At 61.7% G+C, this 14313-nt stretch carries 14 protein-coding genes and 1 tRNA gene; 6 read left to right on the plus strand and 9 right to left on the minus strand.

Going from position 1 to position 14313, the window contains the following annotated elements:
- Positions 1-57 precede the first annotated feature (57 nt).
- Genes AC5Y42_RS06455 through AC5Y42_RS06465 form a run of 3 tightly spaced genes read left to right on the plus strand, consistent with a single transcriptional unit; the run spans position 58 to position 2986 of the window.
- Positions 58-636 (plus strand): hypothetical protein, encoded by a 579-nt coding sequence (locus AC5Y42_RS06455; RefSeq protein WP_499896625.1) that lies wholly within the window; start codon positions 58-60, stop codon positions 634-636.
- Complete coding sequence (locus tag AC5Y42_RS06460) at positions 623-1600, plus strand: McrB family protein (protein ID WP_499896627.1); 978 nt, start codon at positions 623-625, stop codon at positions 1598-1600. Before AC5Y42_RS06455 ends, AC5Y42_RS06460 begins: the two co-directional genes overlap by 14 nt.
- 6 nt (positions 1601-1606) lie before the next feature.
- The gene (locus tag AC5Y42_RS06465; protein ID WP_499896629.1) at positions 1607-2986 is read left to right on the plus strand and encodes a 5-methylcytosine restriction system specificity protein McrC; all 1380 of its coding nucleotides are present in this window, start codon (positions 1607-1609) and stop codon (positions 2984-2986) included.
- Here AC5Y42_RS06465 and AC5Y42_RS06470 read toward each other — a convergent pair.
- The 8 genes from AC5Y42_RS06470 to AC5Y42_RS06505 all read right to left on the minus strand — a co-directional run bounded on the left by AC5Y42_RS06470 (position 2959) and on the right by AC5Y42_RS06505 (position 11284).
- The gene (locus AC5Y42_RS06470; RefSeq protein WP_499896631.1) at positions 2959-4101 is read right to left on the minus strand and encodes a DNA-methyltransferase; all 1143 of its coding nucleotides are present in this window, start codon (positions 4099-4101) and stop codon (positions 2959-2961) included. The two genes, AC5Y42_RS06465 and AC5Y42_RS06470, sit on opposite strands and share 28 nt — an antisense overlap.
- A 220-nt stretch (positions 4102-4321) precedes the next feature.
- A complete protein-coding gene (locus AC5Y42_RS06475; RefSeq protein WP_499896633.1) occupies positions 4322-5677 on the minus strand; it encodes a tyrosine-type recombinase/integrase in 1356 nt (451 codons plus the stop codon).
- A complete protein-coding gene (locus tag AC5Y42_RS06480; RefSeq protein ID WP_499896635.1) occupies positions 5677-5931 on the minus strand; it encodes a DUF4314 domain-containing protein in 255 nt (84 codons plus the stop codon). The genes AC5Y42_RS06475 and AC5Y42_RS06480 overlap by 1 nt, the downstream gene beginning before the upstream one ends.
- Entirely contained in the window at positions 5931-6632 is a 702-nt protein-coding gene (locus tag AC5Y42_RS06485) for a recombinase family protein (RefSeq protein ID WP_499896636.1), read from the minus strand. Before AC5Y42_RS06485 ends, AC5Y42_RS06480 begins: the two co-directional genes overlap by 1 nt.
- 58 nt (positions 6633-6690) lie before the next feature.
- Positions 6691-7503, minus strand: a complete 813-nt coding sequence (locus tag AC5Y42_RS06490; protein WP_499896638.1) for a hypothetical protein — start codon at positions 7501-7503, stop codon at positions 6691-6693.
- A gap of 346 nt (positions 7504-7849) precedes the next feature.
- On the minus strand, positions 7850-9943 hold the full coding sequence (locus tag AC5Y42_RS06495) for a bifunctional DNA primase/polymerase (RefSeq protein WP_499896640.1): 2094 nt from the start codon (positions 9941-9943) through the stop codon (positions 7850-7852).
- A gap of 439 nt (positions 9944-10382) precedes the next feature.
- Positions 10383-10958, minus strand: a complete 576-nt coding sequence (locus tag AC5Y42_RS06500; RefSeq protein WP_499896641.1) for a hypothetical protein — start codon at positions 10956-10958, stop codon at positions 10383-10385.
- A 122-nt stretch (positions 10959-11080) separates the two neighbouring features.
- Positions 11081-11284, minus strand: coding sequence for a DNA-binding protein (locus AC5Y42_RS06505; protein ID WP_499896643.1), 204 nt, complete (start codon positions 11282-11284; stop codon positions 11081-11083).
- Positions 11285-11595: 311 nt separating this feature from the next.
- On the opposite strand from AC5Y42_RS06505, the gene AC5Y42_RS06510 reads away from it, so the two are divergent.
- Together AC5Y42_RS06510 and AC5Y42_RS06515 are read left to right on the plus strand one after the other, a co-directional pair.
- Positions 11596-12771, plus strand: a complete 1176-nt coding sequence (locus AC5Y42_RS06510) for a hypothetical protein (RefSeq protein WP_499896644.1) — start codon at positions 11596-11598, stop codon at positions 12769-12771.
- A gap of 135 nt (positions 12772-12906) precedes the next feature.
- Positions 12907-13119 (plus strand): hypothetical protein, encoded by a 213-nt coding sequence (locus AC5Y42_RS06515; protein WP_499896646.1) that lies wholly within the window; start codon positions 12907-12909, stop codon positions 13117-13119.
- 211 nt (positions 13120-13330) lie between these two features.
- Here AC5Y42_RS06515 and AC5Y42_RS06520 read toward each other — a convergent pair whose 3' ends face one another.
- Entirely contained in the window at positions 13331-13864 is a 534-nt protein-coding gene (locus AC5Y42_RS06520) for a hypothetical protein (protein ID WP_499896647.1), read from the minus strand.
- A gap of 308 nt (positions 13865-14172) precedes the next feature.
- Here AC5Y42_RS06520 and AC5Y42_RS06525 point away from each other — a divergent pair.
- Positions 14173-14300, plus strand: a tRNA-Lys gene (locus AC5Y42_RS06525).
- Positions 14301-14313 lie beyond the last annotated feature (13 nt).

The following is a 14313-nucleotide window of genomic DNA, read 5'->3' on the forward strand; positions in this document are numbered from 1 at the left end:
ACTCTTGGCGGGCGGCGCATCCACCCCGCCTTCATCTACTACCTGTACTTGCGGAAGATGGACCTGCGCGACGAGCTCGACCTGGCGTCCGCGTCCTCTGCGGAGTTGCAAGCGCTATTGACCATGCCCGGAGGCCCGGCAGACCGCCCGTACTACAGACCGCTACGCGAACGGGGCGATCGAACAGGTCAGCTGCTTCGATCGTTCTGGCTGCAACCGAACCTCGCTGGCAGCTGGTCTCCTGGTTCCCTCAAGCGCATCACACGGGCGGCTTGGCTGGTGAGCGACAGCAACGAGTACGTCCTACCCGAGGACCACGCCAGTCAAGCGTTGGCCAGGCTGCTGTACAACACAAGAGTGTCAGCAATCGCGATGGGCTCCTACTTCCTTCGCAACGACGGCTTCGCCATCAGCGGGGATCCCGTCAGCACCGATGTGATTGCTGGATTTCGGAGCAAATTTCTCTACCACGCGGACAACGACGATGAGTTTGATCTCCTCTTCGACTCGGCTACACCTGAGGTCGACTTCGAGTGGTTCGAGCCAAATGAGCAGCAGCGCTCTCGGATAGATACCGGATGGATCGAAACTGAGCCGAGCAACTCCCCGAAGGTGAGTTCTGATGGTTCTGCGTGATCTTTTTACGGATTGGCGGATGCTGACCGCCGACGACCTCGGCATCGGCGTCGAGGCGCACGCCCACGGTGGCTTCGGGTCTACCGCGCCAGACTCACCGATACTCACAAGCGCCCATCCGCTCGTACAGCTTGCCGAGCGACTAGCGCGCAGATCGGGCGGTGTCATCTTCACCGGCCCACCCGGCACCGGCAAGACGTACGTCGCAGCCGAGACGGCCCGCCTGATCACTAACGGAGACGACCGCCGCATGTGGTTCGTTCAGTTCCACGCGTCGTACGGCTACGAAGACTTCATGTACGGGTATCGACCTACCGAGAGTGGATTTGCGGCCTACAACGGCCCGTTCCTGCAGGCCGTGCGGAAGGCAAGCGAGGACCCCGAGAAGCGGCCTCACGTCCTAGTGATCGATGAACTCAGCCGCGCCGACGTGGGGCGAGTATTCGGCGAAGCACTCACGTATGTCGAGCGTTCCAAGCGCGAGCGTCGATTCCTCATCGCATCTGGCGAAGAGATATGGGTCCCATCGAATCTGTACATCCTCGCGACGATGAACCCCTTGGATCGTGGCGTGGACGAGGTTGACGCTGCCTTCGAGCGGCGTTTCGCGAAGGTACGAATGGACCCTGATGCAGAGGCACTGAACGACATCCTCACCGACAAGGGCGTGGACGACGGGCTGAGGGACGCCATCACGAACTGGTTCAAGCGCATCAACTCGCTTGCAGCGAAGAATCCTGCCGCATCGGTCGGGCACGCCTACTTCACCGAGGTTGCCGATCTAGAGTCACTACGCGAACTGTGGGATCACCAGCTGCAGTTCTTGGTAGAGCGGGCGTTCCGCCTGGACGAGAAGAACAGGGCTGGTCTTGAGTTGCAGTGGCAGCAGTTATTCGCTCAGGAGACCGAGCCGACAGAAGATGACGCGGAAGACTCTGACGTGCCTTCGCCTGGCGAGGAATAGCTACTGATGGAGCAAGATCCGGGCGTCATCGAAGTGTCGTGTGAGGAATACGGACACGTCGATATCGACCCGTCGCTCCTACTGGCCCCGGACGGCCGGCTCCGTATCAACGATGACGTGATGAATAGGGACGCATACCGAGTCTCATTCGCCAAAGGGAAGCTACGGTTTACGGCGTCATCAATGGTCGGAGTGATCCCACTCAATGACAAGGTGATACTTCGAGTCAGGCCACGCGTTCCCGTCTCAAGCCTGACCAAGATGGTTCTCGATACCGGGCACCCAGTGGTCGCCCTGCAAGCGTTCCGGAGCTACCGGGGTCATGGGACCGCGCCAGAGTGGTTGTTGGATCGGTATGCCGAGGCACTCATCGCCCAGGTCGACCAGATCTTGGATAAGGGACTTTATCGCCAGTATGTGCGCCGCGAAGGCTCTGGTTCCTTCCCGCGCGGACGTGTCGACTTTCAGCGGACGGTGGCGTCGTTCGCCTCACGCGGCATTCCGAACAAGGCCGCGTACTCATGGCATGAACGGACAGTCGATAACCCGCCCAATCGGTGCCTCAAGGCCGCGCTCCAAGTAATCCATGCGCATCTGAGCCGGGGAAAGTTTGAGAAGGGCTACGGTTCGCTGCTGGCGGCGCTTGTCACGCAGTTCAGGGCTCTTGAGACCGTGGAGGACGACCAAACGCTTGGGTTCCTCGAAGACCCCGAAGTTCTAGGTGTACGGCCACTACCTGATCCACGTTTCTACTACCGCTCGGCTCTAGATATCGCCCTCTTGGTATTACGCGGCCAAGGCGTTGCCCTCGAATTGGATGGTGATGACGTCCGTGTACAGTCACTGCTAGTCGACATGAACGATTTGTTCGAATCCTATTGCCGCATTATGCTTCTACGGGAGGCATCGAAGCGGCAGTGGCCGATTGCGGTGCTGGACCAACAAGGCAAGGTGCTCCTCTACGAGACTCCTGACGTCTTACCTGTCCGTGACGGCTTGGTGCTCAACGCCATTGGCCCAGGCACTTCCGCCGAGGCGACGCCCGACATCGTATTCCGAATGCCCGACGGCTCGATTCCCCTAGTCGCCGAGTGCAAGAACACGGCAAAGGGCGGCGCGCTCCCCGACCGCAGCGAGGTCAATCAAGCTGTGACTTATGCGGTCCGCTATCAACTAGACAAAGCCCTGGTGGTGCGTCCGCGCAAACATGGTCAGGCCGGACTCTCTTATGCGGGTCAAGTCGGTTCCGTAGCCGTCTATGAGTATTCGGTCGATCTTGGCAGCGAAGATCTCGACGGCGTTCAGGCTGATTTCGCGGATGCCGTTGAGTACCTAATGCCATCCGCCGCGACGGAAGCTCAGCTCCCTTTACCGACCACGGGTTGATCCATCAGCGGTACGAGGTCCACCCCGATTGCGTCCCTGCCTTCGCCCGCAGCGGTCTTTAGCGTTGTGCCGGTGCCCATGAAGGGGTCGAGCACCACCCCGCGACCCGGCGTCGCGTGCCCACAATCGGTCCAGCCAATCGTCTTCTTCTTCGCGAAGGTAAACTCCCGAAAGTAGCCTCCCAGTACCGCTTTCGCTTCGGCAGCCAAGCGCTGGACCTCGGCCGAGTTACGACCGGTACCGCTTTGGAACTTGGTCGCTTTGCCTACATCCGAGACCCCAAATGCCTGGATGGCCTTGATGTGTTCGGGCGTGAGCTTGTGCTGTTTGGCGAGCTCCATGGCCCGCTTAGCCTGAGGGCGCGATGGGTCCAGTTCGGCCGTTCTTTCAATCACCCGATAGCGCGGAGTGCCACAGCTTTGACATACCTGTCGCGGGCAACCGAGCATGATCGCGCGGCGAACCAATTCCTGCGGGTACGGGGCGAGGTGCTGTCCCATGTTTCGCTCGGGGTTGATCGTCCATACGTCACCGGGATTCGCGCCGTTGCCAATTGCGGCGGAGTATCCGACTAAGTCGTAGTAGTAATCCGGTTTGTACGTCAGGTGGATTATGTACTCATGGCGATTGGCGAGCCGGTTCTTGACCGGGTCGGGCATTCCGCCGTCCTTTGCCCAGATAATTCGGTTCCGCACCGACCAGCCCTGGTCGACGGCCTTGAACTCTATGCGGCCAGGGATGCCCACAAGCGATTTATTATGGTACGTGTCGCCGACATTCAGAAATACTGAGCCGCTAGGCCGCAGCACTCGCTTCCATTCATCTAGGCAGTCCATGATCGATGACACATACGCGTCCGGCGTAGCTTCGAGGCCGATCTGATCTTGATGGCCGTAATCGCGCTTGTTCCAGTACGGCGGTGACGTGACTACAAGATCGACGCTGTTTTCGGGCAATCCCGTAGCCCTCGCATCGCCGTTCGTCACCACAATCTCGGGCTGGAGGAGGTGCGGCTCCCAGTCGTCTAGAGACCCTACGGAGGCCACCGCGAGCGGGGTTCGGCCTGCTGCTTCAACCTCCACGTTGGCCTTGACCGCCCTAGTCCGGCGGGTCATGACGCTACGTCCTGCAGGTTCATCGTGCTGTTCTCCATCTCAAGGTCTGAACTGTAGGACCGGTCACCGACACGGTGACCCGCGCTCCGAATCGTGACGCCCCCTCGTGCATCGTGTGCCACTCTTCCGCCTGCGGACTCGACTCGTTGCATAACCAGATGTATAGCGGCAAAAATCAAGATCGTCGAGCACCACGCCGGGGTGTCAACACCGTCTGCTGCTACGCCGACGCCGTCCAATCCCGTCCCTGCCCCAGGACCTTGCCCATTCCATCTGGCACGCCTCGACCGACCCGTGGCGCTACCACCTCGTCCTCAGTGATGTAGTCCGCGTACGTGGTCAGTGTCAGCACGAACGACGAGTGGCCGAGCCACTTGCTTACCTGCATGTAGTGCTCACCCGCGCTCAGGTTCATCGTGGCGAACGTGTGCCGCAGGTCGTGAAACCGTACTGACCCTAGGCCCAGCGCTGCGCACGCGGGCTGAAGGTAGTTGTCGTACAGGTTGTCGGCCACCACGGGCTTGGCCCAATCGAAGTTTGACCGGCTGCGCCGACCGGGGAATAGCGGCGCGTGCGGGTACTGGACGGCGAACGGGTGAACTGTAGTCAGGTAATCGCGTAGCTCGTCGGCCAACCACGGGGCTAGAGGTACTACGCGGTTCGTGCTGGCGTCGCTCTTGGGCGTCCCCTCGATCCACTTGCCGCCTTCGCGCTTGGCGGTACGGACGACACGGATGCTTCCAACCGTGGCGGGGTGGGCGGACAAGGTGACGTCCTGCACCTGCAGACCCTGAAGCTCAGCCGCGCGGACACCGGTATGCGCCGCGAACAGCACGGCCAGCGCGTACACATCGTTGCTCTTCTCGCGCGCAATCCAGTCCGATACCGCTGCTACCTGGTTGGCCGTCAGCGGGTGATGCGCGAACGGCGTGGTCCCCGCGCCAGCTCGGCGCTTGGTGGTCTGCCTGCGTCCCGACAGCACCGGGTTACTGGCGATGGCCTGGTCGTCCTGCGCGGTGTCCAGGATGCGTTTGAGCGTGCCGATGATCTGCTTGACCGTCTTCGCGCTGCGATGCACAACCGTGGCGGGAGAGGGTTTGCGGCTGGTGTCGGCGGTACCGCGCGTGACGAAGCTGCGCCGCTCGTGCGGTGCGAGCAGCTGCGCCCGGAACGCGGTGACGTCCGCTGTGGTGATGGCCGCGACTGGCTTGCTACCGAATACCGGCGCGATGTGCGTGCGGTAGATCTTCTCGTAGCCCGCGATGGTGTGGTCGTCGATGGTTCCGGCCAGCGATTCGAGGTACTGCTTGGCGTACTCCCCTAGTGGCCGATTGGCCTTCGCCTTGGCGCTGGTCGGGTCGATGCCGCGTCCGCTGTCCAGCTGGTCCTCCACCTTGCGAAGGTGGGCCTTCGCGGCCTTCTCGGTGGGGAACGTCTCGCTTGTCTGTTTGAACGTGCCCGTCGGTGCTCCGAACTCATCGCGGACGGGCTCACGCCACCGAACCTGGTAGCTCACTACCGGCTTACCGGCCTTATCCAGCTTGCCCGTGGTGCGCTTGCGTATCGTCGCGGCCATCACTTCACCTCTTCCTGGCCGTTGGTGGCCATCCCCTTGCACGTCGGTTCCAGCGGCTCGGTACGGCCAATGACGCGGTACGGGTCAACGTCGACGAGCAGCAGCAAGCCGCGTCCGTTGTCCCAATCCACATCGGCCTGCCTGCCCGAGTCCATTAGCCGCACTACGGTTCCCGTGGTGCCGACGGCAAGCGGGTCAGGGTCATCAGGCATGGTGCCCGTGATCTGGACGCGGTCTCCGGGCTGCAGAGTCATCACGCCACGCCCTCACGCTCGAGAACACCACGCACGGTGCTGTAACTCCATGCACCTCTACGGGGAGATGCGATGCCGTCGGAATCCAGAGCCTTCGCGATGGCCTTGGTTCCCATTCCGCCGCTACGCAATTCGACGATGCGCTCCACGGTGTCTCGGTCGATGGTCGACGGCTTGCCGAGCTGCTTTCCGGCCTGCCGTGCCTTGATCAGGCCCTGCTTGGTGCGCTTGCTGATCAGCTCCCGTTCTTCCTCGGCCACTAGGAGTCTGGCGTGCGCGACCAGCTGAGACACTGTGTCGCTATCGGTTCCGTCCAGCCCGACGATGCGCCATCCTTCGGCCTTGGCGTCGGCCACCAGCTTCGCGCCGTCCGCCATGCTGCGGCTAGAGCGGTCAAGTGTGTTGACTACCAACACATTCGCAATCCCGGCCTGAATGGCACTCACAGCGGCTATGCGTCCGTACAACTTATCGGTCTTGCGTCCGCTCATCAGGTCGATGTGCAGCCCGACCAGCTGCATACTGTTGGTCGCGCAGAACTGCTCGACCTGTTCGCGTTGGGCCTCTAGTCCGTAACCGTTCTCGGCCTGCCTGTTGGTGGAAACGCGTAGGTACCCTATGGCTCGCGGTGCCGGGCAGCCGGCGTTTGCTCCGCTCATGTTCTCTCCTCGGTGTAGGTTGTGGCGGGTGACGACCGTCACTCACCTCACCCAATACTTATAGCCGACCCGTCTAGCTGCGCAGATGTGCAATTTCGGCCTATGGTCGCGGGTATCGCTTGTGCGGGCTCTCGATGGCCCGTTGCTCGTCGAACACTCCGCTTTCCCTGTTTGCCTCATTCGCCATCCTGATCGCCGCCATGCCCGTGATGTGCAAGTCACGCGGTGCTGGCGTGCGCGGCGAGCGTGACCCGTCTCGGCCCTGTGCTTGCGTGTCGCGGTCGTCCTCGCGCGGCCTGCCCTCTCGTGGCGACCCGGTGCGCGAAGGCTCAGACCCGTCTGAAGAGCTGCCCGACGCGTCATCGCCGTATCCGGTAAGCCCAACCATGGCGGGGGGCGCTGCGTCGACGCCGGCTGAACAGTAGGCACTACTGACGTCTAGCGATTCGTCCGGCGCGGTACCACCGATGCTGTCGAACACCGTCTCATACGGCTTCGCTTCGCCCTGTGACAGTACAACTTCCGCGGGCGGCTTGAGACCGGCACGGTCCAGACTGTTCTGAATGGCCTTCAGTTGGACGTCGGGTGGCTTGCTGTCGTCGAACGCAAACTCGATCAGTTTTCCCATCAGGCGGTTCGAGGCGTTTTCGACACGGATGCGTGCGGCCTCCTTGACCTTCTTCGTCGCTCCGCCGTGGGTCCGACACACCGTTGCTCCATAGATGGCGAACTTGCGACACCGCTCACCTCTGGAATTGGTTGCAACACAACGCCTGTCTGGGTTGCTGGCCAATAACGCGTCCTGCCGATTAGGCAGTTCGATGGGGTCTGAGTTCGATGCCTCAATCACAGCCGGAAGGTTGTGCTCCTCTACCACTTCCGCATCGATAATCTCGGATTCGTCGTTGCTCATGTTCTGCGTACTCCTTCAGTCGTGCTGTCTTGTATGGGCGAATCGGTCAAGCCGTACAGCTTCATCGACTCTGGGCGGCATCGGCGCGGGTCGAAAACCGCCCTATAAAGGCGGGCGGCGGTTTTCGCCTCCGAACGTTGCTGGGTGCAGGGCGAAAATCGGGCCGGATTTCGAGCCGGATTTCGACCCTGACTTGCGAAAACCATTGCCGGACAGTCGGGCCGGTTTTCGCGCGGTTTTCGATTGCTGACGCCTGCCCGAGCCGGTTTTCGCCCAGCATCACGCGCTGACCTGGCACGATGTCCAAATCGGTCGAAAACCGGCCTACCCCTGCGAATTTCGCCAGTTAGGTCTTGACGCGCCATTGCGCCTCCCTTCCGCCTCCACCGCTCCCGCCACGGCTGCCGGGCAGATGCTCAAATGCGGAGTCCTTGACGAGACGGGTGAGGACTCTGGTCAGCTTCGATTTTTGAGCCGCGGTAAGCGCATCGCCGTCGCGAAGCTTGTAGACCCGGTGGCCGAGGACGCGCAGCGTGAACCATTTGTCACCCTGAGCGGCGGCATACGAAAGCACATCGGCCTCTACGTCGATGGAAGAGCTGGAACCGACGCTGTGGCTGTGCTGCACGGTGAAGGTTTCGATGCGTTCCTGCGGCTGCTTTAGGTGATTGAACTCCACAGCGCCGCTACCGGCTTCACCCCACAGCAGGACCACACTGCCCTGACCGGCTGTGAGCCACGAGTTCCCGTACACATCGGACAGCTTGTTCGGCTTACGGTTGTCTGCGGTGGCCTTGCGCTGGTGATGCAGCGTGACCACATCGCACCGCAGTTCGTTCAAGACCAGCTGCACCGCGTCGTTGAAGCCGATGCCGTCCGAGTCATCGATAAGGCCGGACACCAGGTCCTTGAGAGAGTCGACTACCAACAGACCGGGATCGCGGCCACGACGGCGCACCCACTCACAGAACGCGTCGGGTGCCTCGTTGGCTTTCACCGGGATAGGACCGGGCCAGATGATGATCTCGCTTGCCAGGCGGTCACGAACGTCGTTGTCTTCCAGGTCGACCATGCGCGCCAGGCTGCGCCGAATCTGTGCGCGGCGGTCCATGGCCAGGTACAGGATTGGGCGGTCGTCAGCGGCCACGGGAAAGCCGAGCAATTCCGGCTCCCGCAGCTTCTTGCGAGCCAGGCACAGCTGCTGTGCAACGGTTGACTTTCCGACGCCCTGTGGCCCGACGATCATCAAGCCTTCGCCCTGCGCCCAGATCACCCGCGAGCCGTCTCCCCATAGCGGCTCTGTGTCTAGGTCTTCGGTCAGGAACGCCAGCGCGTCTATCGCCCGTTCGGCGCCAACTTCGATCTTGGCCGCAGCGGTACGTTCGGTGACACGACGTCGAGCCTCTTGCCTCTCTAGGAGCGTCTGAACTTCGCGTTCGATTCGCTTCTCTGCGTCGTTGGGCGTGGCGAACGGGTGATCGTCGTCCGAACGGGTCTGCTTCCACTCATCGCTCTGCCACGCGTCGTACAGCTGTTCCTCGGACGTATCTCGTACCTGCCCTATGGCGTATGAGACCAGCCGGCCGAATTCCTCCTCGTCCAGGTATCGGCCGCGTTCCTCGTAGGCTTGCTCTGCGGCGGTCCTGATGTGTTCCAGGGCGTTTGCCCACCCGAACCGCTTGCCCTTCGCTTCGCGAGCCGCCCAGCACAGCGCGTCACGGATCGCATTACGGACGCTTTCGCACTCAGGGGACTTGATCGTCTTGCCGATGATCCACAGCACCGCTTCGGGCAGCGGCCCATCGTCGTAGCGTGCGGCGAAGTCGGCAACCTCTGGGTCTGTTGCGTCCACCCCTCCCGCCATGGTTGCGCTCGCCGGTAGGCCGTCCAGGTACTCCTGCGGCAGATGCGGGATCTTGTCCAACGACGGCAGGACACCCGTCTTGCTCCGCTTCCCGTTCGGTAGGAGCAGCCGGTACCGCTGGCCGGTGTGGTGCCAGCTGGGCGGCACGGCCATGTAGCGGTGATGGTGGTCGAGAAACTCGACACCGCCGTTTGTCACCTCTTTGGGGTAGAAGCCCATCGGGACTCGGTACAGCCGGATACCGGACACACCGTCGCGGCGGGCGGTGACTCGATAAGTCGGCGGCAACGGACCGAACTGCGTCTCCCAGTCCGCTAGTGTCCGACCTCCGTTCTTGCCGTCGTACGCGTCCACGTCGATGCCCAGCACGCCTTCGGGCAGCCGCTCGCCAAGGGCCAGGATGCCGCCCTCAGTGGCGGTGCGCTGATGTGCATTCGTTGCTAGCTCTTCCCAAGTGTCGGGTGACGCATCTGCGCCGTGGAAGCCGTGGCGGGAGGCAGCCCAAGGGTCCTTATATCTGCCTTTACTTTCCTTGCCGATGGGTATCGGGCCCCTCCAGCCGTTGAGCCCGTTCATGTCCGCCTGCTGAAGCCAACGCTCAACCGACAGCGTCTGTGGCACAACTGGTTTGATTCCCGCGTCGGCTCGGGGAGAGGGCGAATCTGCTAACATTGCAGATACTTTCCTTTCGCGACGTGACCCGTTCTTCCTGACCAGAAGCGAGCGGGTCACGTTGTTTTGTTAGGTGGTAGTGGTCTTCATGTCCCTCGCCTCACATCGGCGTGTCTGATACGTCATTCGAGTACGGCGTCTGCTTCAGCTAGGAGCTCAATGGCTCTGGCGCGCTTACTCTCCGCCTTCTCGCGGCGCATTCTTGCCTCGTCAACCACCCGCCGGCTGGCCGAACGCGCCACCATGTCACGGACGTAATCGATTGGCAGATCTAGGCGAAGGCTGATGGCAGCCGTGCAATACCCCTGATCGTGTAGCCGCGCTATCCGTTCCTTCTCGAACATCAGAACTCCACCATCGGCGGGCGGTCACCGTCGTCGACCCACTTGTGCAGCGGACCCGCGTAGTCAGGGTGGCCGTACTTGATCCAACTCAGGGCTTCCAGGCACTCATCGCAGATTCTCCAGCCGAATAGATATTCGCCGCGCTTGTAGACCAGGGTGAACCGGGCATGGCCGACCTGGTGGTCGTAGCACCGACCCAGTAGGTGCAGATCACAGCGTGTCTGGCCGCCCAAGGTTTCCCGAAGACAGGTTTGCCAGTCATAAGGCGTCTCTAGGGCTACCGCGTACTTGCTGCGCATGGTCAGCACGTACAGCCGGTTCGCCGTGAGGGGATCGCGCTCGACGTATCCGGGTGCATGACGTGAATCGATGAGCACGTCTTGCTGGATACGGCGGTCTTCCAAGTAGCCGCTATACCGCTCGGCGGCGCACATTTGAAAGATCATGTCGCCCTGCGGTGTCAGCTTTCCCGTGACCGGACTTCTGGTGTTGCTCGTGTCGAACGCGGCGAACTCGTCGTACACGCCGTGGTCGTCCAACACGCCACAGATGTGGATCGCTGCCACCGCCGCCATGGCTTCGCCATACGCTTCCGCTTCACGCTTCTCAACGTCTGTGAAAGGCTCAAGCGGTATGCCGGATCGCGCTGCGCCAGCTTCCATTGCAGCGTTCAGTCGCGCCTGTAGGTCGTCGTCTATCACAGTGCCTCCACTAATGCATCCAATTGTTCGCGGCTCCAATAGCCCCTACGGCCAACGATCTTGGGCTTTGGCAGCTTGCCGGTGTAGTACGCGTGGTACTTGATCGTCTCGACAGTGGCTGCGGCGAATCCGAGCGACTGTAGATACCGCGTGGCGTCCTGTAGATCAAGCCACGCGTTGAACGAAGCGATTCGTGTCATGGCGGTAATGCGCTCTCTGGCGTTGGTGTACGAAACGGTCTGTGTCACAGGCCCGCTGAGCCCCAGGATAGCCGACCGCAGCCCGCGCGTCCGCACCGTTCGCGGGTGATGCGCGCCGAAACGCGATGGGCCATAATGGTTCTCACGGGCATGGTGAAAGCCCTGTAAGTCTCCCCGAGGTCAACTGGCCGATGTCCCGGTTTGGGACTGGTGCAGCCAGCACCGCCGTCGCGAGGGCGGTTGCGGTTGCCCTTTCAGCTCACCGCCTTCGCACCGACGGTTCCCAACCGAACCTGTACGGAGACAACACAATGACTACACTCACCACCCCTCGTCTCAATCCCAAGCTTTTGCAGCACCTCTGGCCGATCGCGCCATTTGGCGCCGAAGGCGGCTACCAGACAGAGGGCGACATTCTTGTCAATACCACCGCAGACGGTGTCGACCTCAATGTGATCTGGGCAGAAGTTGCCGCCGTGGTCAAGGCTTGGAACGCCGAACGGTCAGCACTGACTAGCCTTCTCGCCTTCCACACCACCAACACCGCCGACGCCATTCCACAGAGCCGTAGTGTTGACAGCTTTGAGGAGGCATCCGAGTTCGGTGAGCCTGAGTCGATGCGGCCTCCCGGCGATTACCACCTCATGGGCTACACATTCAGAGACTTTGACAAAGCGTCCCGCTGGACGTGGAAGTACCTCCGCGACTCTACGGCTGAGCAGGTCCGTGCCGTCGCCAACTACGCACTGGAGGCCGACAACAAGCTGACCACCGGCACGATTTTGCAGCGTCTGTTCGATCCGGCACAGGGTGCCAATGAGTGGGCGCACCCGGTCTACGGCCTCTACAACGGTGACTCCATGATTCCGCCCGCGTACCTCGGCAAGGAATTCGCCGCCGCGCATCAGCACTACCTGGTATCCGAAAGCGACACCATCGATTCCGGTGATCTTGAATCAGCCGTTCGCAAGGTTGTCGAGCACGGATACGGGATGGAGGCCAACTCTCGTCTGCTGGCCCTGATGAACCCCGCGCAGGCGGAAGTGGTGTCTACGTTCAAGGCTGGTGAGCTCAACGCCACGGGCGTGATCGCCAAGCACGACTACATCCCGTCCGCTGGAGCACCTGCGTACCTGCAGCCCGAGAACATCGTCGGGCAGGTCGCGCCGGAGTCGTTCAACGGTCTCAAGGTGCAGGGCTCCTACGGGCCGGTGTGGGTCATCCAGTCGGATTTCATCCCAGCCGGATACTTTGCCGTGGTCGCCACGTACGGAGCCAACAGCCCCGACAACGCCATCGGCTTCCGCGAGCACCCACTGCGTCAGTACCAAGGTCTGCGTACCATTCCCGGCGTTCAACCCGGCTACCCGCTGCAGGACGCCTACTTTCAGCGCAGCTTCGGCGTCGGTGTGCGCCGTCGCGGCCAGGCGTGCGTGACGCAGATCAAGGCAGCCGGTAACTACGTGGCCCCGGTGATCCCCAAGTGACGCCGTCAGACTGGCTGAGTCGCAACCTGTCCGATGTGATCGTGGCCGTGGCTCAGGCTGGTGCGTCGCTGGCCGGCTCAACACCGGGAAGCGTTGAAACACAGGCAGATGCTCACCTGCAAGCAGGCTCGCGCGATGAGTAGCAGCGGCATTGGCCGGTCCGTAATCGGCGACTACAACCCACGCCATGCGATGGACATGGACCAACTGGACTCCGAGGCATCTGAGTTCTCTTGGGGGCCGGGTTTGGAACCGCGCGCGCTGCGTGATGCACCACCGTCACAGGGTGGCCGGTATCGCGGCACCACGCCGCCGTGCGATCCGCAGACCAACGTGTCTCACCGTTAGGCTGGCTGCGCGCGGTACCGTATGCCGCTTGCGCGCCACACAGCGAACCAGCCGGTCAGAGCCAGCCGCTTGCCGTGTCGGTTCGCTGGACTTGACCGTCAGGTGCCCATCTCGCGCCTGGCGGTCAAGTGCTATTCACTCAGCAACCATGGCGGGAGGAGTGTTCGCCCCCGCTGTTCAGTTTTCAAGGTACGCATCGTCATTGACTCGTCTAGTTGGAATCAGTGGCCAGCTGAATGCTGGTGAGCAGTTCCTCGATCAATCTGCAGATTGTCGATTGCTTCTCGGCTGCGTCGGGCTCGAGCCCGTCAATGTTGCGGATGGCTGTCTTTGCGCGCGCCAGTGTGTCGGTGGCGTTCCGCGTTCCTCTCGCACCGCCGTTGCTGTGCTTGGACTGGCGCACCTCGCGGTAGTACTTGCGCCACATCTGCTGGTGCTCCTGGCTGCTAAGGTCGGCATCCGACAGCTTCGGATCGTCGCCGCCCGGCAACAGCTGCTCAGCGGGCGTGCAGTGCCCTTCCTCGGCGGCCAACTGCCATGTGTCATAGACCAGTTGGACGGTGCGCTCGGATACGCGAGCGAGCTCGGCAAACTTGGCGCAGGACACCTTATTCCGAACTTGTTCGGATTTCGACGGCCTACCGGCACCGGCCTGTTTGCGCACGTTGCGGGCGACCAGCAGGCCAAGCTGCCAGCCACCCTCGAAATAACGGCCGAATTTGGCCGCGTCGTCTTCGATAGACATAGAGATTCCTCGTCATAGGTGTACGGTCACTGCCCCGCTTTTTTCACCGAGCGACGAAGAGGAATGCGCTCCTACCAGACCAGCAAGGGACGTGTGGGGTGAGTATCACGTCCGGCCATCGCGTCAGTCCCAGGTGGCTCGTAACCATGATCCTGTGGCCGCGATGACGCCACCATAGTCCGTTTCGTCAACCCACGCCAGTGCTCATGCCTTGGTCCACGTCCACATCGCGTCCACAAAATTCGCAGTTCTGCGCGAACTGGTATGACGCACCACACAGCGGCGGAATCGACCCGTCGCTCGTTAACGCCCTAGTAGGCCTAAGTCATTAGAGCCGCTAATGGATCACGCGAACGCCATGTAGGGTGCGCTGCAGCCTTTGACCTACGGACTTTTAATCCGCAGGTCCTAGGTTCGAGTCCTAGTGGGGGCACCATCGCAGGGGGCAC

It is taken from the genome of Mycobacterium sp. NGS48 (assembly GCF_059812585.1).